The following is a 25,041-nucleotide window of genomic DNA, read 5'->3' as shown; positions in this document are numbered from 1 at the left end:
TGTTCTTCGTCTGCTGCGACCAACGGCAGTTCCTGTTCTCAAACGTAAACGCGTAACCAGCTCAGTTCGCGGTGCTGACATCCACGTCTGAGTTCGCGAGTGCCACGTTGATGGCGTCGCCTGCTGAACGTGCGTTCTTCTGTTCCTTGCGGACATCAATGACAAGGCCAGTGATGTCTGAGGTGAGAACGTCGAGCGAGGTCTCGGCAACCGAGGTGGCGGACAACAGGGTGCCCGCGGGTTCCTCACCGAACGCCTGGGTGCGCATTGGCGTAGCCGTACGCTCAGGGTTGATGACGTTGACCTTGATCTCCTGTGGTGCCCATTCCTCTGAGAGCGCCTGGGTCAGATTAACCACTGCTGCCTTGGTTGAGGAATACAGGGAGTAGTTTTCACGTCCACGCGTGTAGGAGGATGAGGTGAAGTACAGAAGGTGGCCCTTGGACTCAACTAGGTACTTGTAGGCGGCCTTTGCCACATGTACAGGCGCCAGATAGTTCACGCCGAACGCCTCGAGGATGTGTTCCTCAGAGGTGTCGGCCAGGCGGCCCATTCGCAGTACGCCAGCGGTAAGCACAACCGCATCGATTGATCCGTACTTTTCGAATGTCTCGCGGAACGCCTTGTCAATGGCAACTGGGTCCTGGACATGCAGACCGGTAGTGGAGCGACCATGTGCGACAACATTTGCGCCGGCCGCGGAAGCGAGCTGGCAGATCTCGGCACCGATACCGTAGGAGCCGCCAAGCACCACGATCGTCTTGTCTTTGAGCGCGGACGCACGTTCCTCAGCGGAAGGATGGCCCTGAGTTCCCACAGAGGCCAACTGGAACAACTTGTCGGCGATGAACAGGTCCACAGGGTGCGTGACCTTCATGTTGTGTTCGGCGCCTGCGACGGTCTTGATGGACACCTCGGGGAGGTACTTCAGCACGACGCCGCAGTCATCGGTTGCCTTGAACGCGGGATCCTGCCACGCGAGCTCGTAGGCACGCTTGAGCACGGATGCCTTGAATGCCTGTGGGGTCTGACCGCGGCGTAGACGCTCACGGTTGGGGATCTGGGTGATGACCTCGTTCTCGTCGACCTCAACGATCGTGTCGGCCGATGGAATGACCACGTCAACCGCCCCAAACTCGTCCAGGGCGTCAACGCAGTCCTTGATGATGCGCTCATCGAGTAGCGGTCGCACAGCGTCGTGCAGGACCACCTTGCACTCGTCGTCTCCGAGCGCATCCAGAACGCGGCTCGTTGTTTCGTTGCGGGTTGCGCCTCCCTCAAGGATGAGGGTCAACTTCTCGTACTTGTTGCCGAGCAGGGTTGCCACGTGCTCGGACCAGCCTGGTGTGATCATCACGATCAGTTCGTCAATCTCAGGGCTGGAGTTAAACGCCACGACAGTGTGTTCGAGGATCGTCTTGCCGGCGATCTTGACCATCTGCTTTGGAACGTCGAGGCCCAGACGTGCACCGACGCCTCCGCCAAGGATGACTCCTACAGTTCGCACAGTCTTGCTACCTTTCGATGAAATTGGCTTCCATGCGCTGAACCCTTGTACGCACACGGACCAAGTTAACAATACCTTGCCTTTTCAGGGCTGGCGGGTCACGCGCTAGTGACCTTGACGTGAAGCCCTCAGGTTTGCGGTGTCGGTGAGTCGCTGCACTGCATCGGTGAAGCTGGAGTATTCAAGCGATCCCAGTAGGTGCAGTTGGGATTGGCGACGATCCTGCCGCGTTGGGTCCTCCAACTCACCCGTCGCCACGTTCAGGAAGTCCGCGATGTCTGCGGGGTTGCTCCCCAGCACGATACCGCCCTGCGAGGATGGGAACTCCCTGCGGAAGTCCGCCACGTCCTGTGCTCGTGGGTTGGCTACGCCAAGCAGTTTGTCCGTTGCCAAGAAATCGGTGATGACGCTTGAGATGTCTGAGACCATCGCGTCGCATGCTTTCATGGCTCCCCACAGTGACAGACTGTTGTTGCCCTGAGAGACGACGTGCGCTTGAGTAGGGAGCGCCTCAAGATAGTCAACGTCAGCCTGCATGATCGTGCGCAAGTCCTCAAGAGCGCTGTGCGCTGGTTCACCGCGAACCCAATCCGGGATCGAGGTGCCCTGCGCGCCCAACCTGTTCGACTCGTCGATAAGCCGGAGAATCTCCTTGTGGGCGGCCTTGGCCGTGTCAGAGCGCCGTCCAATATACGGGTGTGGTCGGTAGATCAAACGCATAGGCCTCTCGGAACTCAGCACAGCGCGTACCAAGTCCAAGCCGATGGTCTCGACCGAACAGTAGTTCTGAAGTTCGTTCCAGCCCTCCCACGTTGGAGCATAAAGAATCGTGGTGACCTCGCGTGATGGGCGAGCAGCGTGTTCCAACAGGTCCTGGACCTGTGGGCGACCAACCTCCCGGATCGACCCAGGGTCGATGCCGATGTCGGCGCGCTCATACCGTTCAGCACCCGCGTGCCCAGCTACCCAGATCTGCGAATACACCTTGGAGTATGGGTTGAATGAGGCGTTCTTGTCGCTGTCGCCATGGCCCACGAACACCGACTTGATATGTGGCAGACGCAGGAAGTGAATATTCTTGCCGACATTCGCCGCATACAGCGATACCCGCACTGTTGAGAACTGCAAGGCCAGCAGGTCCTCAGCGCTCGGCACGCAAATCACCGGTAGCGATGTCGTGGACATTCGATCGAAGACCACACGCTCGCGCAGCACGATCAAGGTTCTCACACCGGATTCCTGCAGTCGCTCCAAACTCGTCAACCACACGTTGACCTGGTAGGTCGAGGCCGCATCGCCGGAGAAATAGAACACAACTGTTGGTGCGTACTGTTCGACCGCACGGTTCAAAGCATCAACATCCAACGGAGCGCGTTTACCCATGACCGCAGCGTTGGTTGACCACACTGCTAGGAACAGGAGCAACAACTGGTACATAAAGGCCATCGAGGCAACGGACATGCCCCAGTCTCCAGGGAGCAACAGCGCACTCAAGGAGAACACCACGACAACCGGTCCTGACCGCAGTACCTCGCTCTTACGGACCAAGACCGTGTACGACGGAAGAGCCTCACGCGGAGCCAAGCCAATATTCTGAGTCAACACTCGGTCCCGGATCACTGCGTTCACCGACGTCAACGCCAGCGTGGTGAACGAGTGAAGAGCGAAGATCGCCAGGGCTATCACCACATAGAACGTCCACTCGCCGCCGGTCACACGAGAATCAACCGTGCCCAAAACAAGGAGCAACACCGCGAGCAGACGCGCCCCGAAACCGAAGGCAGCCTTGCGGAAGAGACTGACCGAGAATGAGCCAACCTTGCGGAGCATGTACTCCGAGACAAACCACGCCACCGCGGCAGTGAACGCCAGAACCGGGGAGGGGATAAGCAGCGCTGCCGTAGCGAGAGCCAATGAGCCGAACAGGATTGCGCTGAAGAGGAACTCAAGAGGATTAAAGCGCGACAAAAACGACCGTGCGCGACGAAGCATGCAGTGGCTCCCAGCCAGAAGATGGTCCCGAATCCGGGAAAGAGGGTAAGACCGTATCAGTATAGGGCCCCGCACTGGACAACTCCTTGAGGTGGAGTCCCCAGCCGCGGAAGCCCTACACTATCCACACACTACGTCAGCACGACCTGTGCGAGCAGTCACTTAATCGACGTGAACCACGCCGCATCAGTGCCGAACGTCGAACGCCACTGATCGGCCTTCTTGGTCAGGGTCTGCGTCTTGCCGTCGGAGGACGTGGCCCGCATGGTCTTGACCTGTCCGCTTGAGTATTTGGCCGTGACCTCAAGCTTGTCGACATCTGGGAGCGAAGGGAACGCCTTACGTGCCGTTGCCTGTGTGATCGTCTTGGTCCAACTCTTCTTGCTGTTCCCGGGGGCGTTGAGTGAGTATTTGTCGTCTTTTGCCTTGAGGTACGGCAAAGTCGCAGCCCACACATCCTGGGAGTTTGCGGTCTTTCCACCCGAGGATGAGAAGTAGTAGGTAGAGATGTAGGCGCCGTTGTGCTTGACCACCTGGCCGCTTGTTGCGCTGTTTACAGTGCGATCGACTGCGTCCTTCCAGATATTGCCCCACTGCTGGTTGGTGCCTTCGCCCTGCTTGCGCCAGCCCGTGAAGTTCTGGTGGCGAATGTCATCCACGAGGTTGCAGTTGCACTTGGCGATGGCCGCAGCACTGGTGCGTGCGGTGTTGAGTGCGTAGGTGCGTGCTGCGATGGCCTGCGCTTCGAGTGCTGCACCGCCACCGTTGCTGCCCCAACTCGATGGCATCTCAGCGATTCCATATAGATACTCGGTGTTGAGTTTCAACTTGTTCGAGACGTTGAGTACCTTGCTGATGACGCTGATCTCAAGGCTGCCGTTGTTGTACCTTCCGTTGGCCCCGGGGACGGTGACGACACCGGTGGCACTTGGATATACGCGAACCATCGAGTCGGTGAGCGTGGCAAGAACCTGGTTGTTTGCTGCGAGCACCTCGGATTTCACATCGGTGCCGGAAACCGTGATCCGTAGTTTGTACGATGCGGGCAGGTGCTGGCTTCCGTTGGCAGACACAAACGAGTTGTCCGAACCCCGCAGACGCCAGGTGGCGTTCAAGCCGCCGCTGGTGTCTGCGAAGGTCAGAGTGCGCGTTGTGAACTTGTCGCCGTAGGAGGAGTTAAACCCAAACGTTTCTGGTCCGAGTACCTGGATCTTGACGTCCCGCAGGCCGGCGGGAATGGTCTGGCTGCTCACCGTTGTGCCTGTGTAGTAGTAGGTGAGAATCTTTGTGACATTGTTGCCTTGACGAGCCATCTCATAGGCGCCGTACTGGGACATGCCAATACCGTGACCGTAGCCCGAGCCTGTGATGGTGAAACTCTTGTTCTTACCGGTTGTTGGGTCGGTTGCTGACAGGTACATGTCTGCGACCCACCCGACACGACCGTCAGAGGTCCTGATGTTCACCCAGGTGAGAGAACCGTTTTTTATGGCCTCGCTGGAAATGGTGGTGACTTTCTCGCCGTATTGCAGTTGCGAGCCGATTGTGGCGAAGTTGGTTCCTGCTCCTGTGCGCAGGTTGAGCCCCACACTGGTGTTCACCCAGAAGGCCTTACCGTTTGCAGGCGTATTGTTCCCACCGTTGGTCACCTGAACCGTGCGCACGGCACTCTTCACGTTGCCCTTGGCAAGCACGCGATACTTGGTGGTCGCGGTGGGCTTCACTGTCACTGAGGCGGTTCCCTTTTTCACGGTGACGGACTGCAACGTCGTCCACTTACCGTTTTCTTGGGTCTGGAGTGAAACGGCCTCGCTCTTGACGTTTGTGCCGTTGCGAGTCATCTTGACCGTGAGTTTCGCAGAGGCGCCGGAGGTAAGTTTTGTCTTGCTGGTAGCAAGCGTCAACTGCGGCTTGACCGAGACCTTGACGCTCTTGGTTCCCTTTTTGAGTCCAGGGTGGTAGAAGCGCCACTTCAATGTCGTGCTGGGCTTGGTGGTGTAGGCGACCTTGCCGTTCTTCAGAGTGAGGGTCTTGCGGGTGTTCCACTTTCCGTTCTTGTGGAACTGCAACTGCACCTTACCTGTGCGTGGCTTGCCGTTGGCGTAATACTCTGCGGTGAAACGGACGCCCTTGCCCTTGGTCGTGGATGTTTTGTTGGGGGTGATCGTGAACCCGGACTTAAGGGTTACTTTCCGTGCAGGGCTGACCACCTTGCGGTTCGAGTTCACGACGCGATAGGTGCGGTTTACGGCTGGTTTGACCGTTGTGGTGGCTACACCCTTGCTGTTGATCTTCATGGTGCTGACCGTGATCCAGCGGCTGCCACTCTTGTACTGGAGGTACAGGTTGCCCTTCTTCTGCAGTTTCCCGGCCCGGTAGTACTTTGCTGTCAGCTTGGAACTCTGCGTTGCAAGACGGGATGTCCGTGACGCGGTGAGTGAGATGTTCGTCTTTTTGGTAGCGGATGTGGTGCTACGGAGCACGGAGCCTTTGACTGTTACCGTGACTGTTTTGGTGACTGCTCCGGTTGCAGGGTAGCGGTAACGCCACTGGAGGCTGTTTTTCACCGCGCGGGTGTGAGAGGTGCGGCCATCCTTGAGCGTCAGCGTCTTCGCTGTCTGCCATTTTCCGGACCGGTAGTACTGCAACTGCACTTTTCCGGTGCGGGCTTTACCCGCGTTTGTGAAGTTGCGAACCGAGAAGGTGACCCGTTCACCGCTCGTGATGCTCTGCTTGCCTGCCGCGATGACAAACCCTGTGTTTTTCTGATTGGCGACGACACCCGCGTTAGCCTGCGTCGTTGCCAAAGCGGTCGCGGCCTTGGCGGGCACAGATGCGCCCGCGCCTGGCACTTGCGTTACCGATGCCGCCTCCGCAGGGGCCGCTTGCGCGACGGTTATTCCCGTCAACGCGAGCACGAACGTGAAGAATACGGAGAGGATTTTGGGGTAACGCATTAATCCAGTATGCCAAGGTCTATCACGCTGTGGGTGAAATCGTGGAGAAAAGTTTGGATTTCGTTGAGCGCTGAAAACTCTAAAGTCTCAGTACTCGCTGCCGCGGATGCCGAATGGCAGCGTGTTCATCCGCTGTTGGATTAACTGGGCGCGCGAGAGGCGTTGCTGTTCAAGAACTGATTCGCGCCTGGAACGTTCAGCGATGACCGCGGTGATGTATTCCTCGGGTGGCACGTTGAACGGAGGCTGAGGCGCCACGTGAACGGAGAGTTGATTGTAGAAGGTGAGCGCCATCGTGGCACGAGACTGCGGTGTCATGTTCCAGCGGCGTTCCAGGAACTGTCGTGCGGAGAGTCCAAGCCCGTCCGGGAACTTTGAGATTTCGGCGTTGGAAATCCAGTTCACGAGCGGTGGCGGCACCATGAGTTGGTCCAACCTGGCCTTTTTGGAGCGAATCCGGATTACGTAGGTGCCGGCGAGGAGATCGCCACATCGCTTTGCGCGATCATTCGTGAAGGACACAACCAGCGCGACAGTACCGAGCGTCAGCCAGAGTTCACCGACGCCAACGATGGCGCGGATAAATGCGTGACGCGCTGAGATGGGGCCACCGTCATCCCGAACGACCCGCACGCCGGTTGCCAACTTGCCCAGAGAGCGTCCGCGCGACAGCGTCTCGATGATCGTGGGGAGCAGCACGAAAGCAAAAACGAGCAGGAGGATAACTGACTGGGTTTCGTAGCCGTAGAGAAGCCAGCCAGCGTTTTCCATGACTAGTATCCCTCCAAATAGGACAATCCCGTAGACGAGGGCGTCGAGCAGGTATCCGAGGATTCGTGTCATGAAGGACGCCGGACGGGCGTCGAGGATGACACCCTCACCGATGACGTACTGCTCTGACATTCACACTCCCTCGCTTGGTTAGTTCCATAACGGCTACTTATCGTGGCCACGGTATGGAAATCTACTGTTGAAGCCTACCTTGATATGGGAGAGTAGGGGAGTGGATTTCGACGCCTTTTCGCAAGCACATCAGCACCAGTGGACCCGTCTCGCCCAGTTGACGAAGCAAAGACGGCTTACGGGCGCAGAAGCCGACGAGCTTATCTCCCTCTACAACTCAACTGCAACGCATCTGTCCATGCTGCGGTCAACCACGCCGGACCCCGCCCGCATCCAAGAGTTGTCAGTGCTTTTGGCTCAGGCTCGGAGCAAGATCGTTGGCGCGAGATCTTCTACTTTCTTGAGCCTGAAGAAGTTCTTCGTGGTTGATCTGCCTGCGGCCATGTATCGGAGCCGCTGGTGGACTCACGGTGTCACGCTCGTATGCGTGTTGATCGCGATTGCGTTCGGGGTGTGGGTCGCAACCACGCCTGAGGGCCTGCGTTCCATGGGATCCGAGGAACAGCGTCTCGACTACGTGAACTATCAGTTCGCCGAGTACTACGCACCTGGTTTCGACTTTGCCACCCGCGTTTTCACCAACAACGGATGGATAGCGCTACAACTCATCGCGTTTGGAATCACGGGTATCTGGCCGGTCTATGTCCTGTTGATGAATGCCGTTTCAGTTGGCCAAATCGCCGGGATGATGACCTACTACGGTGAGGCCGAGCAGTTCTACACGCTGATCCTGCCACACGGGTTCCTCGAGCTCACCGCGGTGTTCATGGCCGGCGGAGTGGGTCTGAAACTCTTCTGGGTGCTGGTCAAACCCGGGCGACGACCGCGCGCCGTGGCGCTCGCGGAGGAAGGCCGTTCCCTTGTCATGGTGGGAATCGGGATGGTGCTTGCCCTGCTGTTATCAGGGGTCGTCGAGGGCTGGGTGACAGGTTCCAATCTGCTGTGGTGGGTCAAGATCCTGATTGGGGCTTTCGTGTTGGCGCTCTTCTGGGCGTACGTGTACATCCTCGGTGGACGTGCCTACCGTGATGGCTACATCGGCGATCAAGATGAGGAGTTGCGCGGATACCAGCAGGTATACGCCTGATCCGGGTGTCTCGCTAGCGAGTCGTGCTGGGCAAGAGCCGATCCACAAAGCGCTGGGTAGGGGCCAGTAGGCGCTGTGTGAATAGGTTGTGCAGTGCGATTGACCCGAGTGTGGCGATGGCGGTGATCGCAATCGGATAAGCCGCGTGCCAGCGTATGCGTTCCGCATCGATTGGAGCGTATAGGAGGATGCAGTCGATGATGCGCAGGAAGAGTATGTGTAACACGTAGATGCTGAGTGCGTACTTCCCAAGTCCAGACAGTCGCGTCTCACGCGTAACCGGATCGGTCGCGTATATCCCGATACACAGCGTGGCCAACGCAAGTGGTATCTCCATCAGCGGGCCCATGCCCGAATAGCGCATGGCAGCAAACACGGTGAGGGACACAAGCCCGGCCCCGAGAATCCACAGGTTACGTGGTGGTTTGCTGTTGAACACGGCTATCCCTAACGCGATGTAGAACAACGCCTTGGGGAAGCCACCATTGATGACCAACACCTCAAGTGGAAGCAGGCCAGAGAGCGTCAGCGCATAGAGGCCCGTAGCGATGCCCAGAACCACGCGGTGATCGGAGGTGAACCGGCGAATGAGCACAAGCAGCAGGACAGCCCAGCAGGTGGCCGCCAGATACCAAAGGTGACCTTGAAGCATGTCACCGCGAAACAACGAGGCTGGGGTCCACTGCGAGAAGACCTCGACCAGGGACTCGGAGATAGCGGTATCGAGGAAGATTCGGTCCGTGAGGATCTTGATCAAGGCGAACACCAGGTACACGGCGCTCGCGGCCAGATACAGCACGAAGATCTTCTTGGCATAGGACAGGAGTTTTGCGGTGCCCTTGTTGCCGAGCAGAAAACCGGATGCAAACAGGAAAAACGGTACGGCTATCTCAAAGAAATGCCGGTACCAGCCGTAATTCCAGAAGTTGGCGTGATCGGACAGATGGATGTACGTGGTTGCGTGGATCGCCACAACCATGAGGACTGCGATGAACTTGAATGCATCAAGCCGGTGGTAATACGTCTTGTCAGTCATGAAGCCAACACAGATGAAGGCTTAGGCGAATATTCCCACAACCGCTGGGACAACCATCGAGAGAACCAGTCCCGCCACCACTGCAATGGCGACGATCTTAGCGAATCGCTGCTGACGGCCCCCGGCGCTGAGTTCTTCCTTCTGTGGCGCGGCGGCGCGCTTCTGCCCAGTCGCCTGGGTCGTCGTGCGGTTGTCGTGGTTCTTCTTGGTGCTCATAGCCGTCCTGCTGCCTTCAGTTCAATGTACTTGTCCGAGAGCTTCGGTGGGAGGTCCTCGGGTAGCTCGCTCAACACAACCACGCCGGAGCGTGACAGGAGCGAGGCACCAGCCGACTCGTCGAAAAGGGTCTTCTCCGCGGCAGCCGCATCGTAGACCGCAACCGAATTTTCCCGGTATGTAGACATTAACGTAACTTCGGGGTCTGTCACCGAGGCTTTGATCACAAGATGATCCCGAGCGAGCGCGCTCAGCGCGGTCAAGGCGCCAATATCAGCCTGTGCGAGCGAGGCGTTGGACAGAAAAACGACCAGCGAACGCTGTTTTGCACGGCTACGGATGAGCGCTGAGAGAGCATCCCAGTCAGTCTCCACAAGAACGGACTCAACACCCGACATGGCAGTGCCAAGCTCGCGGATCGCGGTGTCAGCGGACTGCGGAGCGGTCCGCGCCCGCACCACACGGTCAAATGCAATGAACTCAACCTTGTCGCCAGCCTTCGAGCACAAAGCACCCAGCAACAACGCCGACTCGATGAAGGTGTCCAAACGCGGCTCGTCGCCAATACGTGGCGCAGAGGTGCGCGACGTATCCATGATGACGTACACGCGTCGATCCCGTTCCGGACGCCACGTCCGCAGCGTCACCTCCTGCGAACGAGCTGTTGCGCGCCAGTCGATCGAACGTACGTCATCGCCCTCGACATATGTGCGCAGCGAATCGAACTCGGTTCCCGCACTGCGAATCTGCACCGCAGACTCGCCATCGAGTTCGCGCAGGCGGGCGATCCGAGAGGGCAGATGCTTACGGGCCTTGAACTCCGGGAGCACCCGTACGGAAGCGGAACCATCGAACGTGTACTGACGTGCCGCAAACCCCAACGGCCCGAACAGCCGGACCGTCACAAACAGCGAGCGGCGTTCACCGCGACGTGTCGGAGTCAGACGGACCTTCATCCGCATGGCGGCACCCGGTGCAAGTGATACCGGAGCCTCAACGCCCTCGGCTCCTGCCGATGGCTCCCAGCCGTCCCTGACCCGGCCGCGTGCCTGACGATCATCGGTGTTACGGATGATCAACTCCGACTCGACCGTCTGGCTGAGACGCACCTGAAGTGGCAGATTACGACTGATCTGCAGGGAGCGCGGACGCGCGGCGAGCATCAGATCCACAACGCACACGACCACCACGAGCGCAGCCCACAGCAGCACCATGAGCGGCGCCTGCGTGATCAGCACGGGCACAAGCCCAAACGCCATGAGAGCGGCTGGTCGCCAACTCAACGCCATACTAGAAACCCCGTTTCACTTGGGTAGCGGATCACCTGAACCTCAGCGGGGTACTGGAACCGAGTTGAGTACGGTCGTCAACACCGAATGTGCGGTGATGCCCTCGATCTCGGCCTCCGACCGCAGCGACACACGGTGTGCGAGCGTTGCAGGGGCAAGAGCCTTGACGTCGTCTGGAGTCACGAATTGGCGGCCCGACAACCACGCCCACGCCCGTGCCGTTGACAGCAGGGCGGTCGCACCACGTGGAGACGCACCCATCGCAAGCGAAGGCGACTGACGGGTCGCACGCACGATGTCCACGATGTATGCGAGTACCTCGGGGGCAACCTGCACCGCGGCAACCTGCTCACGCGCCGCGTCAAGGTCGGAGATCGTCGCCACCGCTTTGAGTCCGGCTCCACCAAGGTTGCGTGGGTCGAAGCCACGCGAATGCCGTGCGAGCACCTCAAGTTCTACGTCGCGCTCCGGCAACGGCAGTTCAACCTTGAGGAGGAAACGGTCGAGCTGCGCCTCAGGGAGTTCGTAGGTGCCCGAGTACTCGACCGGGTTCTGGGTGGCGATCACCATGAACGGTTCCGGCAGCTTGTGCCCTACGCCGTCGACCGTAACCTGGCGCTCTTCCATGGCCTCAAGCAGCGCAGCCTGGGTTTTTGGCGGGGTGCGGTTGATCTCGTCAGCGAGCAGCAGGTTGGTGAACACTGGACCAGCCTTGAAGGAGAACTCCTCAGACTTGACCGAGTACATGAGCGATCCGGTGATGTCGGCTGGCATCAGGTCCGGTGTGAACTGCACGCGCTTGGTGTCGACCTCAAGTGCGGTCGCGAGCGAGCGAACGAGCAACGTCTTGGCAACACCGGGAACACCCTCAAGGAGTACGTGTCCGCGGCACAACAGCGCGATCAACAGTGACGTCACTGCTGATTCCTGCCCCACAACAGCCTTGGCAACCTCATCGCGTACGGCGGCGAATGCGTCGTGTGGGCCGCGGGCGCGACGGCCCGGCACTGGCGCAGACTCGCTGGCAGCCGGTGTGGTAGACGTGGGCTGCGTGGGCGGTACCGGTGCTGCCTCCGACGGAACCGGCGCGGACGCGTGTGCGGCTGGCGTACTCGGCTGTGTGGGTACCGGCGCACTGGGCGTTGTCGGCGCCGACACGCTGGGCAGCACAGGTGCGGGAGTCGTCGGTGCCGCATCCTGCGGGGTGGGCAGCGGCTCTGGGGTAGGAACGGTTGGCTCGGTCATGCGTTGATCTCGCTTTCCAATGCGGTGAGACGCCCAGCCAGGGCGGTCAGTTCAAGGTCGTTCATGGGAGCGGCCCCAAAGAGCAGCTCACGGATTTCAGGTTCAGGTGTACGCGATGCATGTGCGATCGCGGCGATGAGTGGTTCGCTGTGCGACGAACTGGAGATTCCCAGCCGCGCCGCGAGTCGCGTTGCGGTTCCGGCACGTAGCGCTGCCGCTGCGCGTCCGCGGGCACCCACGGATCGGTAGAGTCGAGCGCGTCCGAGCGACGTTTCCGACGCCTTGACCACAACGGGAAGATTCTCAGTGATGACGGGACCGAAGCGACGTCCCTGCCACAGGGCAAGGAACACGGCAACGACCAGGGCGACGAAGGCTGCCAGTTCGAAACCAGGAGGCAACGTGGGACTGTCGGTTCCCGTGTAGGTCGGCGCGTCCTCAAGAGGCAGGAGCCACACAAGAGAATCACTGTGGCCAAGCAGATGCAGTGCGAGTGCCGCGTTGCCCTCCGCTGTGATCCTGGCATTTGACCAGGCTGCGGAATCGTCAAACAGCGTGATCTGGCGGTCATTCCCCAGCGGCAACTGTACGAGGTGGTAGCCCCAGCCATCGGGGAAGCAGAACGCAGCGCCCTCGGGCAGATCCTCGTACGGGTCTGCCGGAACATAGTCCGGGTCGTTTTCAAAGGCGTCGTAGTCGTATTCCTCGTACAACTCGAACCCGCCACCGAAACTGGTGATCGTTCCCGCAGTGCTCGCGGAGGAGAGCGAGCACTCGGCCGTGTTCTCACCGCTGCCCACAGTTCCAGCCATGGTCAGGGGCTGTTCCGACTGGAGTGCGACGAGATCGACAAGGTCCCACTGCGGTGATGCGAGCACGACGTTTCGGTACCGTTGGAGCACGTTCCCGTACGCCTGACCCTCTAGGTATGGGTCGTTGGCGATCAGGAGGGTTGCACCGTCGTGGGCGAGAGACTCAGCCTCGGTGATCGACTGCGTGAAGGTGACATCGACACCGAGGTTCCCCAGAACCTCTGCGACGGCCATACCGCCCTCGGGGTCGGGGTTGTTCGGGGCGAACCGGATGTCGGATCGGCTTGGCGCTGCGAGGGCGACCAGGACCGCCACGATGGTGATGCCACCCAGGATGACGAGCGGCCAGCGCAGAGAACGCATCAACTGTTTGCGGCGTTCGGCGATCGTCGAACGCGGGATGACCTGGGTGACGCTCATGAACCGACCACCTCGAGGGCAACCTCGGAGGAGGTCCGCGAGGAGTGTTCGAGTTGCGTGTACAGGTCCTCAAGCCGGGCGACATCCTGCGCGGTGGCGCTACCATCACCGTATTCGACCAGGTCGAAGACGACTGCGGCCCATAGGACATCGGACTCGAGCGATGGAATGGCCGCGCTGATGCTTGTTGCGGCCTCGTGTGCGGTGCGTCCAGGATGCTCGCTGATCACGACCGTTTCCTCGGCCCGTCTCACACAGGCACGATACAACTCGACCGCTGCCTGCGAGAAGTTTCCGAGCGCCGCGGCGCGCTGGGCACGTTCACGATATTCGGACGCAGTGATGACGTCCACGCTGAACAGGGTGTTGTCCTTACGGGTCTTACGTGCCCGCCTGATCGGCCCGGCAACGATGAATACGACGACCAGGAACACCACGACCGCGAGGAAGATCCACAACAGCGTGCCCGTGGACATTCGCGTGCCAGCAAGCGAGTCGAGGAACTCCATGATGCGGTTCAGGATACGCAGGTACCAGGGTTCCGAGGCAGGCTGATAGATCGGGTTGGACAGCTCGGACTGCAGTAGATTCCGTGCCTCATCAGCACTTGGCTCCAACGGAGGTTCCAAGCGCATGAGAGTCGAGACGACAGTGGCTGACACACTCATTGCTTTTGGGCCGCAGCGATCAACTCGATGTCCAACCCCTCACGGCGCATACGGATGTCCACGTACAGCAGCGTAACAACCGCGGAGAGCGCACCCACTGTAACGGTCATGGTCAGGGTCTGGATCAGTGCGTACACGATCAGACCGTACCAGGTGACCAGCAGGGTATCGAGTCCCAGCGCCGCCGTTGCGATGACCTCGATGACGCCGGACACCATTCCAACGGCAAGGCTCAAGATGATGTTGGTCAGCAGGTAGTACCCCACGATTCGCCAGAATGACCCCTTGGAGACCTGGAACGAACGCTTCATCGAGTCGATGACCTTGCGTTCCTCAAGCACAAGCACTGCTGCCGCGAAGATCCAGCGCATCTGCAGGTAGAGGAAGTAGATGGTTGCGGCGATCATGCCGACCACGCCAAGCAGTACCGCGCCACCCGCGAAATCGAACGCAGACATCATGAAGATCAGCAGAACGAAGACACCGAAGTACACGATGCCGGGAACCACCGACACCATGATGGACACGCCGATGATGCCACCCAACCGCTTGGACACCCTCATCCAGGTTTCGCTGGCCGAAACCTTGGAGGACACCACGAGGTTGCCCACCGCCACCACGACCACCGCGGTTGCAAAGATCGTGGCGATAGGTACAACCAGGCTGATGAGCATCGCAATGCTGAGGGTGTTGGCCGCCCCTCCGCCGTAGACCGTATCGAGCTCCCGCAGGACATAGTTGAACTCGTTGCCGAGCGAGGTTGAGGTGAGCCACGGAGCGATCACGTAGCCGACGATCACGGCGAGCGCGACAAAGAATCCCACGATCAAACTTGTCAGGCCGAGAAGGGTACCCGGGGCCTTGCGGATGGCACCGAACGCACCATCATAGATCTCGCCCAGGCTCAGCGGGCGCAATGGAATGATGCCCGGCTTGAACGATGCGTTGAAGTTCTGGAAACCGGTTGGAGGTGGGCCATACGGCGAACCGCCCTGCGGTGGCGCACCATATTGTGGGCCGGGAGCGCCCTGCGGGGCACCGTATTGAGGCGTCTGCCCGTATTGGGGTTGGCCATACTGTGGTGTCTGCTGCCCATACTGTGGAGCGGGTTGACCGTATTGCGGAGTCGGGGCGCCTGACGGGGGAGCGGGCTGGCCATAGGCTGGTCCACCCTGTGCAGGAGCGCCGCTGCTTGGTGGGGCATACTGCCCGTATTGAGGTGCCGGCTGACCATACTGAGGTGCGCCTTGAGCGCCAGAACCCTGTGTGCCTGCCTGGCCAGCGCCGGAAGGCGCTGCAAAGCCGCTGGAAGTGGACCCGGAACTGGAAACCGCTGAATCGTCGTTAATCTCAGTTCCGTCGCCGTTGTTCTCAGTTGCCATCGCAGAAAACCCTTCCTATCGCGTACGCCCACACCCCAAAGACCGTCACCAGACGGACGGGGCTGAGTTGTCCATAACAGACTTTACTTGGCTATAAGCCATGAGCAATCCACTTTAAGTATGAGTGCTCTCGGTGCGCGTCTTATTATTTGTCCACATTAAGTGGCAAGATATCGACATGACCCAACGAGTGCTGGTAGTAGACGACGACACCGCCCTGGCTGAGATGATCGGGATCGTTCTCGAATCGGAAGGCTACGACGTATCGTTCTGCGCGCACGGAGACAAGGCGTTCTCCGTATTCCAAGAGGCCAAGCCCGACTTGGTGCTGCTTGACCTGATGCTGCCCGGTAAGGACGGCACCCAGGTATGCCGCGAAATCCGTGCCGAGTCGGGCGTGCCCATCATCATGCTCACCGCCAAGAGCGACACCGTGGACGTTGTCGCCGGACTCGAAGCAGGCGCAGACGACTACGTTCCCAAGCCCTTCAAACCCAAGGAACTCGTTGCACGCATCCGCGCCCGACTGCGCCGCATCGATGAGCCGGCACCGGAGGTGCTGCACATCGGGGACCTCGAAATCGACGTGACCGGACACAAGGTGACCCGTGATGGAGTGCTCATCTCTCTGACACCACTCGAGTTCGATCTGCTTGTGGCACTCGCACGTGCCCCGTGGCAGGTGCTGACCCGTGACGTGCTGCTGGAGAAGGTGTGGGGCTACCGCCACGCAGCAGACACCAGGCTCGTGAACGTGCACGTCCAGCGCCTGCGATCCAAGATCGAACACGACCCCGAGAACCCTGAGATCGTACTGACTGTACGTGGCGTGGGATACAAAGCAGGCGTACGCAAGGGATGAGTTCTGCCAGCTCGACGTTCAAGCCCGAGGTGCCCGCCGCGTTTGCCCTCGTGCGAGCTTGGCGGGCCGTCACCCGGCCATTTCGGACGTCGCTGCAATTTCGCGTCATGTTCGCCGCCATCTCGATCGGCGTCATCTCGCTCGTGCTGCTCACCACCTTCCTGTCCTCCTACATCCGCAATGGACTCGTGGAACAGCGTGTCACCGAGATCCTTGAGGAAACAGCCCGGTCCGTCTCTCAGGCGCAGGCCACCATGAATGCGTCGGCGGCAACCACCCAGGTTCAGGTCCAGCAGACCCTCACCGACATCATCCCGGCACTCCAACAGGGCGGAACCTCGGGACGCGACGTCTACCTGTGGAAGGCCCTGAACTCAGATACCTCGATGTTCCTACTCGATCACTCGACCGCTCAGGAACACGCTGGGTTGATCGATCGTGCCCTCCGCGAAACGAACGTGCGCGGTAGCAATCAGCAGCACTACCGGTTTGTGGAGATCCGTGAGGCAGACGGCACATCGCCCGGCATCGTGGTTGGGTCGACCGTGGAGATGCCGGTCGGAGGCAAGTTCGAGGTCTACTTCCTCTACTCGCTCGCAGCTCAGGAGCAGACCCTGCGCTATCTGCAAGGGATCGTAGGACTCGCCGGAATCGCGCTGGTCGCGATCCTGGGCGCGCTCACCTTCACGGTGACCAGACAGGTCGTCATCCCGGTTCAGCAGGCCTCCGCGGTGGCAGAGCGCATCGCAGACGGGCATCTCGACGAACGTCTCGCGGTGCTCGGCGAAGACGAGGTGGCCCGACTCGCCATGTCGTTCAACGAGATGGCATCCTCTCTCGGAGTCCAGATCGACCAACTCGCGGAACTCTCCAAAGTGCAGCGTCGGTTCGTCTCAGACGTGTCGCATGAACTGCGCACACCGCTCACGACGGTGCGTATGGCCTCCGAGATGATCTACGAGAACCGCGAGGAATTCGCTCCCGTCGTCAAACGATCCGCAGAACTCCTGCACACCCAGATCGACCGCTTCGAAGATCTGCTCGCCGACCTCCTGGAGATATCCAGGTTTGATGCCGGAGCGGCGGTCCTGTCCGCAGAGGCCCGAGACCTCAACGAACTCGTGATCACGGCAATAGACAACGTCATGCCGCTCGCCGAGAAGAAGGGAGTCTGGGTTTCCGCCGATCTTCCCGAGGTCCGCACCAAGGCAGACTTCGACTCCGTGCGGGTCGAGCGCATCCTGCGCAACCTCCTTGTCAACGCAGTTGAACACGCCGAGGGAAACCCGGTGCACGTCACCGTTCGCGCAAGCGAGACCGCCGTGGCTGTGTCCGTCCGCGATCATGGCATCGGTATGGACCGCGAACAGGTCACTCGCGTGTTCGACCGATTCTGGCGCGCAGATCCAGCCCGCGCCCGCACAACCGGCGGCACCGGGCTCGGCCTGTCCATCGCGAAAGAGGACGCCCACCTCCACGGCGGCTGGCTCGAGGTCTGGGCACGCCCCGGATTCGGTTCAAACTTCCGCCTCACACTGCCCGTACGTGCGGGAATCACGCTCGTTGAGTCGCCCGTTGAACTCGAACCATCCCGTGAGACTCCCGATACAACTGAACCCGTCTACTACGACCACGAGGATCACGGGCCAGCAGTCCTGCCAAGTTTCGATCAAGACTCGGCAGCCATCCCCACCGCACCACAGACCACGGGGGCGTTCGATGACTAACCAGCCGAATCGTCGTCAAGCACGTCACACCACAGCAAGACTGCGCGCTGTGCTCACAGCGATCCTCGTGATCGCGCTGTGCGCGAACTGCGCCCAGATCCCGGTGACCTCCGAGATTCACAGCCAGGACCTGTCCGTGTCCGACCCCGGAAACATCTACTTCGGGGCACCCGGCCCGCTCCAGGATGCAAGCCCGCGCGAGATAGTCAACGGATTTATCTCCGCCCAGGCTGCGGGACTCACCGACAACTTCACCGTCGCCCGCGAATACCTCACCGTGGCCGCCGCCCGTAGCTGGGACCCGAACACCGACACCACCGTCTACCAGGGAGATATCGACCTCGGGTACATAGACAGCAGCGCACCCGAGGAACCTGCAATCGTTCCCGAGATCGACCTCGAAGGCGCCATCCGTATCGACGTCGTCGCAAGCGCAAAATCCCTCGGAACAGTCGATGTCCAGGGCACCTATACCGAGTCCCTCGCCGATGCCCGCCTTGAGGCCAGCTTTGAACTGCTACGAAACTCCCAAGGGCAATGGCGGATATCCGGATTGCGCGACGGACTCGTCATGTCCCACACCCTGTTCCAAAACAACTACCGGGCCGTGCCGCTCTACTTCCTGTCGCCCAACGCGCAGTTCCTCGTCCCCGACACTCGCTGGGTCGTCTCCGCACTCGCGGAGAGCCAGGCCCTTCGCGCACTCATCGAAGGACCATCCCCGTGGCTGCGCGATTCCGTGCGAACAGCGGTCCCCGATGGCACGAGACTCGTCTCAGCAGTCCGCACCGGGGCAAACGTCACGGTGAACCTGTCCAGAAACGTGCTCAACGCCAATCCTTCGGAACGAGCCAACCTGGCCGCTCAAGTCCAGACGACCCTCAAGCGCATCCCCGGCGTGAACACAGTCACCATTCAGGCTGAGTCCATAGACATGAACATCACGTACAACGACAGCATCATGCGAGACCCGAATCGGGCAACCGGGAACGCCTCGGACCCGTATGTGCTGCACGACGACATCCTCATGCGACTGCGCGGTAGGGAACTGGAACCAGTCACTGAAATCGCTCCGTTCACCGGCTACGACGTCACGGCGCTCGCCATCCCCGAGAGTGTGGTCGCCGGGGTGTTCCGCAACGGACTCAGCGAGATTCGCAGGCTCCCGCTCGCCGCGAACATGAGTCCGGCCATTGGAACTCCGGGAACCGGAGATGCTGACGGCGAATCGGCGGACACACCGGAGAACGAGTCGGAGGACGCTGGCTCTGCCAGCAACGACAACGATCCAACGGATGGGGAATCAGGAGAAGCCACGACCCCCGAGACCTCGCAGGAGCCCACCGTGACCAGCGTGATCCTCTCCGGAAACGCTCTCATCGCACCGAGCGTGGACCGATTCACCTGGGTGTGGAGTGGAGAACAGCGGCAGAGCCTCGAGACGGGTGAACTCATGCTGAGCTCAAGTTATGGCACACTGCAGACCACGGTCGTGGTGCCCTGGCTTGCCGGACGCGAAGTGCACTCGCTCCGCGTCAGCCCTGACGGCACCCGGGTTGCCGTGGTGTCATCCGCAAACGGAATCGCGCACATCGAGGTGGCCGGTATCGTCCGCGACGCGATGAACGCACCGCTCTCGCTCGGGGACCCAGTCACCGTGGGCGGACAGATCACCGGGGCGAACGCCGTTGCCTGGCAGGACGAATCCACTCTCTGGGTCATCGGGCACACCGCAAACAATGAGGCGGAATCACTGTTTGGCGTGTCGATCTCTGGGCCAAGCGAGGTCATAGCCCCGGCCGAGAACACCCACACCCTCACCGCCGCGCGCGGTCCACGGGCCGTGATCCTGGGCAGCGATCAGGGCGTGATCCGTACGCGTGGCTCCTCCGGTGCTTCGTGGTCTGAGGAATCGCTCGATGCGTGGTTCCCCACATATCCCGGTTAGCGGTTGCTGCTTTTGGCCTCAGATGAGCGACGACACCCTGGTCAGGCCGTCGGCTCACTCTGGCGCAGTGTCCAGCCATCGTTCTTCTGAAAACTCGATGGGGCGTTTTTCGTCCAGGTGCATATGTAAAACTTGCGCACCTGGAACATTTTCGACCCAGCGAGTATGAGGGAAGCCGAAGCCCGCTAAGGTTGCGGCGTGCAGGAAACATTCACCACTCAGGGCGGACACCGGACAGCGCAGACCGTGCGCCACACGCTACGTCTGATTGCGTTGGTGGTGCGTGAATGGCTACGACTGATCGTCCCGCTTACGTGTGTGGGATGCGATGCACCGGACACCGTCCTGTGCGATGGCTGTCTGATGCGTATGGCCCCACGAATCGCGGCCATCCCCGACACTGATTTCCCCATCTACCATGCAACCCTCTACGAGGGGTCCAACCGCAACGTGATCGCCAGGTGGAAAGACCACGGACGCGAAGACGCGAGCGAGCCTATCCGCGCGCTCGCGGAGATAGCTGGCCAGAACCTTGTCCAGCGCCTTCGGTTCACCGAGCGTTCACCACGTGTGATCGTCGTGCCGATGCCATCAAGCCGCACAGCGACGAGGGAGCGCGGTTTCGTGCCGGCAGAGGTCATCGCGGATGGCCTCACCCAAGGGCTGAGACGTGGAGTCAACGCCCCAGACGCCGTGCAGGTCATGCCTGGCGGACTCAAGGTGAGGGCAGGCAAAGATGACCAGTCAGGGCTTGGGCGACAGACTCGTCGTAAAAATATTCGCGGCAAAATACGAGCCACGGACCAGTTACGTGCCGCAGTGCGTACAACAGACGTCATAATCCTTGCCGACGATGTGGTCACCACGGGAGCCACAATCGCAGAAGCCGCTAGAGTTCTTCACCCAGCACAGGGGACCTTGGTCGCTGGCTTCGCGCTTGTCGCCACGCCGAAGGCTAAGCCGTGAGCAGAATTGGGCGAATTGACCACCAAAACACCCAAACTAAAGTGACCCAGAGCACGTTTGAGATGTAACCTTAAGTTCAATTCCCAAGCACGGCAGGGAGGTGGTAGACACCGCGTTCGCACAGATGAATGAACGCCCCAATATCACGCTTTGGCGCGAGAGCGCCCCGAATGCCAGGAGGCTTAAATGGAGATCGTAGTTGTTGGTCGCCACACCGAAGTAGCAGACCGTTTCCGCCGCCACGCTGAAGACAAGCTCGCAAAGATTGAGCAGTATTCACCAACCGTGCGTCGCGTCGACGTGGAAGTCACCCACGAGAACAACCCGAGGCTAGCGAACATCAAGGAACGGGTGGAGATCACCGTCCGCGACAAGGGACCCGTGGTCCGCGCAGAAGCCGCAGCAGACGATCGATATGGGGCTCTTGACCTAGCGCTCGACAAACTTCAGGAAAGACTCCGTCGAGCCCACGAGCGCAGACACGCCAAGAGGCGCAGTCCGCAGCGCAACAACGTTCCGCCCGTCGACGTTGAAGCGCTTGCGCTGGAAGTATCCGCCCCTAACGTCGAAGAATCCATACCGCACCCTGAAAAGCCAGGTGAAGCGGTCGAGGTCCAACTGGGCGACTCGCCGGTCACGATCCGACAGAAACTGCACACGGCAGACTCGATGACCTTGGCCAACGCCATCGATGAAATGGAGATGGTCGGTCACGACTTCTTCCTGTTCGTCGACTCTGACTCCGGGCGTCCATCGGTCGCGTACCGTCGCCACGGCTGGACCTACGGTGTGATCGCGCTTGACACCACCTGCGACTGCGAACCAAAGAGCGGTGACTGACCGTAACCGATTCGTTCAATGAACTAGCCGAGTGAGGCTTTCAAGTGGCTGCCCCCTTGTACCGGGAGGGGCAGCCACTTTTGCGTGTTGTCTGTGGTGGGCGACGTACGAATCGAACTCAACCATTTATGCCCGAACTCAGCCGTAATCAGGCAGATCTCGTGCATAAATGGTTGAGTTCAGCGGCATGCTCCATGAGCCCTTGGCGACGAGTTGGCAGGGCTGGCACAACTGCTTACGTGCAGTGCACCCAGGGTGGGAGGTTCTTGGGACCACCGACTCGTCGGAAATCTGCCGTACCATCTGCAGCAAGGTGCGGAATTACTCTCAGGGCGCACAGGATTGTCACCGAACACTGAAAAAACCTAATACGATGGAGTGTTGAATAACCCGCTCATATTCGAAAGCGGGGCGTAAAGCGCTCACATGGGAGTTCCGCGTGGCTAACATCCTCGAGAAGATTCTTCGATTCGGCGAAGGCAAGATTCTCAAAAAACTGAACGGAATCGTTCAGCAGGTCAATGCACTTGAAGAGCACTACCAGGCATTCACCGACGAAGAACTGCGCGAGGAGACTGCGCGCTTCAAGGAAGACGTGGCAGCGGGAACCTCTCTCGACGAACTGCTGCCGCAGGCATTCGCGGTCGTGCGTGAGGCATCGACCCGTACCCTCGGACAGCGTCACTATGACGTCCAGATCATGGGTGGTGCAGCACTCCACCTCGGCAACATCGCCGAAATGAAGACCGGTGAGGGTAAGACCCTCGTGGTCACCCTTCCCGCGTATCTCAACGCACTGTCCGGCAAGGGCGTTCACGTGGTGACCGTCAACGACTACCTCGCCGAATACCAGAGTGAACTCATGGGCCGCGTGTTCCGCTTCCTCGGCCTGACCACCGGTTGCATCCTCGCGAACCAGACCCCGGAAGAGCGCCGCGAACAGTACGCTGCGGACATCACGTATGGAACCAACAACGAGTTCGGTTTCGACTACCTCCGCGACAACATGACGTGGGCTATGGAAGACCTCGTGCAACGTGGACACAACTACGCGATTGTCGATGAGGTTGACTCGATCCTGATCGATGAAGCGCGCACCCCGCTGATTATCTCAGGCCCGGCCGACGGTGACGTCAACAAGTGGTACGTCGAATTCGCCAAGATCGTGCGCCGCCTCGACGCTGGCACCGACTATGAGGTCGACGAGAAGAAGCGCACCATCGGTGTCCTGGAGCCCGGCATCGCTAAGGTGGAGGACTACCTCGGCATCGAGAACCTGTACGAGTCGCTCAACACGCCGCTGATCGGATTCCTGAACAACGCCATCAAGGCAAAGGAACTGTTCAAGCGCGACAAGGACTACGTTGTCCTCAAGGGCGAAGTACTCATCGTTGACGAGCACACCGGACGTATCCTCGCCGGCCGTCGCTACAACGAGGGCATGCACCAGGCCATCGAGGCCAAGGAAGGCGTCGCGATCAAGGCCGAGAACCAGACCCTCGCCACGATCACGCTCCAGAACTACTTCCGTCTGTACGAGAAGCTCGCCGGTATGACCGGTACCGCTGAGACCGAGGCCGCCGAGTTCAACGGCACCTACAAGTTGAACGTCGTGCCCATTCCAACCCACCGCTCGGTGGCACGTATTGATCAGCCAGACCTGATCTACAAGAACGAACTGGGCAAGTTCAACGCCGTTGTCGATGACATCGTCAAGCGTCATGCCAAGGGCCAGCCGGTTCTCGTGGGTACCACCTCGGTTGAGAAGTCCGAGTTGCTGTCCTCGATGCTGAAGAAGCAGGGCGTTCCCCACGAGGTCCTGAACGCCAAGCAGCACGCCCGCGAAGCAAACATCGTTGCGATGGCTGGTCGGAAGGGTGCGGTCACCGTTGCCACCAACATGGCCGGTCGTGGTACCGACATCATGCTCGGTGGTAACGCCGAGTTCCTCGCACAAGACCTCCTCAAGGCTCAGGGACTCGACCCGGTTGAAACGCCTGAAGAGTACGAGGCCGCATGGCCAGGCGCCGTCGAGTCTGCCCGCCAGTCCGTGAAGGACGAACACGAAGAGGTCGTCGAGCTCGGTGGCCTGTACGTACTCGGAACCGAACGCCACGAGTCCCGCCGTATCGACAACCAGTTGCGTGGTCGTTCCGGACGTCAGGGTGACCCCGGTGAATCCCGCTTCTATCTGTCTATGGAAGACGAACTGATGCGTCTGTTCGGCTCAGGTCTCGCTGAGTCGATGATGCACCGCGCCGGTTTCCCCGACGACGTGCCGCTCGAATCCAAGATGGTCACCCGTGGTATCGCCTCCGCGCAGAGCCAGGTCGAGGGCCGTAACCTTGAGATCCGCAAGAACGTCCTCAAATACGATGATGTCCTGTCCCGTCAGCGTGCCGTCGTCTACGAGGAGCGCCGTCGCGTGCTTGAAGGCGAAGACATGGCGGATCAGATCCAACACTTCATCACGGACGTCATCACCGACTACGTGAACTCCGCAACCCTGGCCAACGATCAGACCGAGTGGGATCTTGACGCCCTGTGGACGTCGCTGAAGGCGATCTTCCCGGTCTCGATCACGGTTGAGGAACTTGAGGAGAGCGTCGGTGGGCGTCAGAATCTCAAGTCCGAGGTTCTGCTCGAGGAGATCCTGTCCGATGCTCGTCTCGCATACGAGCGCCGTGAAGAGGAACTTGGCGCTGAGAACCTGCGCGAACTCGAACGTCGCGTGGTCATGAGCGTGCTCGACCGTAAGTGGCGGGAGCACCTGTACGAGATGGACTACCTCAAGGAAGGTATCGGTCTGCGTGCCATGGCACAGCGTGACCCACTCATCGAGTACCAGCGCGAAGGCTACGACCTGTTCCAGGCCATGCTTGCAAACGTTAAGGAAGAGGCCGCTGGCTTCCTCTACAACCTGCAGGTCAAGGTCGAGAAGCAGGAAGTCGACGTGGACGGTGATGGAACCCCAGACGAGGAACAGGAAGTTCTCGTTGCCAAGGGGCTTGACGCACCTAAGACCCCGCAGCGTCTCAACTACTCATCCTCTGACAGTGAGGGCGATGAGGCAACTGCGTCGTCGGCGCCTACCAACCGTGAGGAGCGCCGTGCGGCGGCGAAGGCTGCCAAGCGTAAGCGTTAACACACGGTTCTCAGCACTCAGGATAGACCGTTGCGAAAG

At 60.0% G+C, this 25,041-nt stretch carries 18 protein-coding genes; 7 read left to right on the top strand and 11 right to left on the bottom strand.

What is annotated here, in order from left to right; genetic code table 11:
* Positions 1–61: 61 nt before the first annotated feature.
* The 4 genes from ACFSYH_RS04565 to ACFSYH_RS04550 form a co-directional block, all read right to left on the bottom strand.
* Positions 62–1,507, bottom strand: a complete 1,446-nt coding sequence (locus ACFSYH_RS04565) for an SDR family NAD(P)-dependent oxidoreductase (protein WP_377465404.1) — start codon at positions 1,505–1,507, stop codon at positions 62–64.
* 105 nt (positions 1,508–1,612) lie between these two features.
* A complete protein-coding gene (locus ACFSYH_RS04560; protein ID WP_377465403.1) occupies positions 1,613–3,499 on the bottom strand; it encodes a hypothetical protein in 1,887 nt (628 codons plus the stop codon).
* 158 nt (positions 3,500–3,657) lie between these two features.
* Entirely contained in the window at positions 3,658–6,456 is a 2,799-nt protein-coding gene (locus ACFSYH_RS04555) for a SpoIID/LytB domain-containing protein (protein ID WP_377465402.1), read from the bottom strand.
* 87 nt (positions 6,457–6,543) lie between these two features.
* The gene (locus tag ACFSYH_RS04550) at positions 6,544–7,359 is read right to left on the bottom strand and encodes an RDD family protein (RefSeq protein WP_377465401.1); all 816 of its coding nucleotides are present in this window, start codon (positions 7,357–7,359) and stop codon (positions 6,544–6,546) included.
* A gap of 100 nt (positions 7,360–7,459) precedes the next feature.
* Here ACFSYH_RS04550 and ACFSYH_RS04545 point away from each other — a divergent pair, with 100 nt between their 5' ends.
* On the top strand, positions 7,460–8,446 hold the full coding sequence (locus tag ACFSYH_RS04545; protein ID WP_377465399.1) for a stage II sporulation protein M: 987 nt from the start codon (positions 7,460–7,462) through the stop codon (positions 8,444–8,446).
* Positions 8,447–8,459: 13 nt separating this feature from the next.
* Here ACFSYH_RS04545 and ACFSYH_RS04540 read toward each other — a convergent pair whose 3' ends face one another.
* From ACFSYH_RS04540 to ACFSYH_RS04510, 7 genes are read right to left on the bottom strand one after another with little or no spacing between them, the layout of a single operon-like run.
* Complete coding sequence (locus ACFSYH_RS04540; RefSeq protein WP_377465397.1) at positions 8,460–9,482, bottom strand: acyltransferase family protein; 1,023 nt, start codon at positions 9,480–9,482, stop codon at positions 8,460–8,462.
* Between the two features lie 21 nt (positions 9,483–9,503).
* Positions 9,504–9,698: a hypothetical protein gene (locus ACFSYH_RS04535; protein ID WP_377465396.1), complete on the bottom strand. Its 195-nt coding sequence runs from the start codon at positions 9,696–9,698 to the stop codon at positions 9,504–9,506.
* On the bottom strand, positions 9,695–10,987 hold the full coding sequence (locus ACFSYH_RS04530; RefSeq protein WP_377465395.1) for a DUF58 domain-containing protein: 1,293 nt from the start codon (positions 10,985–10,987) through the stop codon (positions 9,695–9,697). The genes ACFSYH_RS04535 and ACFSYH_RS04530 overlap by 4 nt, the downstream gene beginning before the upstream one ends.
* Before the next feature lie 42 nt (positions 10,988–11,029).
* On the bottom strand, positions 11,030–12,232 hold the full coding sequence (locus ACFSYH_RS04525; RefSeq protein WP_377465393.1) for an AAA family ATPase: 1,203 nt from the start codon (positions 12,230–12,232) through the stop codon (positions 11,030–11,032).
* A complete protein-coding gene (locus ACFSYH_RS04520; RefSeq protein WP_377465392.1) occupies positions 12,229–13,464 on the bottom strand; it encodes a DUF4350 domain-containing protein in 1,236 nt (411 codons plus the stop codon). The genes ACFSYH_RS04525 and ACFSYH_RS04520 overlap by 4 nt, the downstream gene beginning before the upstream one ends.
* Positions 13,461–14,126, bottom strand: a complete 666-nt coding sequence (locus ACFSYH_RS04515; protein WP_377465390.1) for a DUF4129 domain-containing protein — start codon at positions 14,124–14,126, stop codon at positions 13,461–13,463. The genes ACFSYH_RS04520 and ACFSYH_RS04515 overlap by 4 nt, the downstream gene beginning before the upstream one ends.
* A 2-nt stretch (positions 14,127–14,128) precedes the next feature.
* Entirely contained in the window at positions 14,129–15,514 is a 1,386-nt protein-coding gene (locus ACFSYH_RS04510; RefSeq protein WP_377465389.1) for a glycerophosphoryl diester phosphodiesterase membrane domain-containing protein, read from the bottom strand.
* Positions 15,515–15,692: 178 nt separating this feature from the next.
* Here ACFSYH_RS04510 and mtrA point away from each other — a divergent pair, with 178 nt between their 5' ends.
* The 6 genes from mtrA (at position 15,693) to secA (ending at position 25,002) form a co-directional block, all read left to right on the top strand.
* Complete coding sequence (gene mtrA / locus ACFSYH_RS04505; RefSeq protein WP_377465388.1) at positions 15,693–16,376, top strand: MtrAB system response regulator MtrA; 684 nt, start codon at positions 15,693–15,695, stop codon at positions 16,374–16,376.
* The gene (gene mtrB, locus ACFSYH_RS04500; RefSeq protein ID WP_377465386.1) at positions 16,373–18,103 is read left to right on the top strand and encodes an MtrAB system histidine kinase MtrB; all 1,731 of its coding nucleotides are present in this window, start codon (positions 16,373–16,375) and stop codon (positions 18,101–18,103) included. The genes mtrA and mtrB overlap by 4 nt, the downstream gene beginning before the upstream one ends.
* Positions 18,096–20,051 carry an LpqB family beta-propeller domain-containing protein gene (locus ACFSYH_RS04495; protein ID WP_377465385.1) on the top strand — a complete coding sequence of 652 codons (1,956 nt, stop codon included), beginning with the start codon at positions 18,096–18,098 and terminating at the stop codon, positions 20,049–20,051. The genes mtrB and ACFSYH_RS04495 overlap by 8 nt, the downstream gene beginning before the upstream one ends.
* A 198-nt stretch (positions 20,052–20,249) precedes the next feature.
* Positions 20,250–21,017 carry a ComF family protein gene (locus tag ACFSYH_RS04490; protein WP_377465383.1) on the top strand — a complete coding sequence of 256 codons (768 nt, stop codon included), beginning with the start codon at positions 20,250–20,252 and terminating at the stop codon, positions 21,015–21,017.
* Positions 21,018–21,203: 186 nt separating this feature from the next.
* Entirely contained in the window at positions 21,204–21,857 is a 654-nt protein-coding gene (gene hpf / locus ACFSYH_RS04485) for a ribosome hibernation-promoting factor, HPF/YfiA family (RefSeq protein WP_377465382.1), read from the top strand.
* Between the two features lie 439 nt (positions 21,858–22,296).
* Entirely contained in the window at positions 22,297–25,002 is a 2,706-nt protein-coding gene (gene secA / locus ACFSYH_RS04480; RefSeq protein ID WP_377465381.1) for a preprotein translocase subunit SecA, read from the top strand.
* The last annotated feature ends 39 nt before the right edge of the window (positions 25,003–25,041 follow it).

Source organism: Populibacterium corticicola, assembly GCF_042683685.1.
Lineage (GTDB): Bacteria > Actinomycetota > Actinomycetes > Actinomycetales > Cellulomonadaceae > Timonella > Timonella corticicola.
The sequence above is the reverse complement of the archived record's forward strand: the minus strand, read 5'-3'. Positions and strand labels throughout refer to the sequence as shown.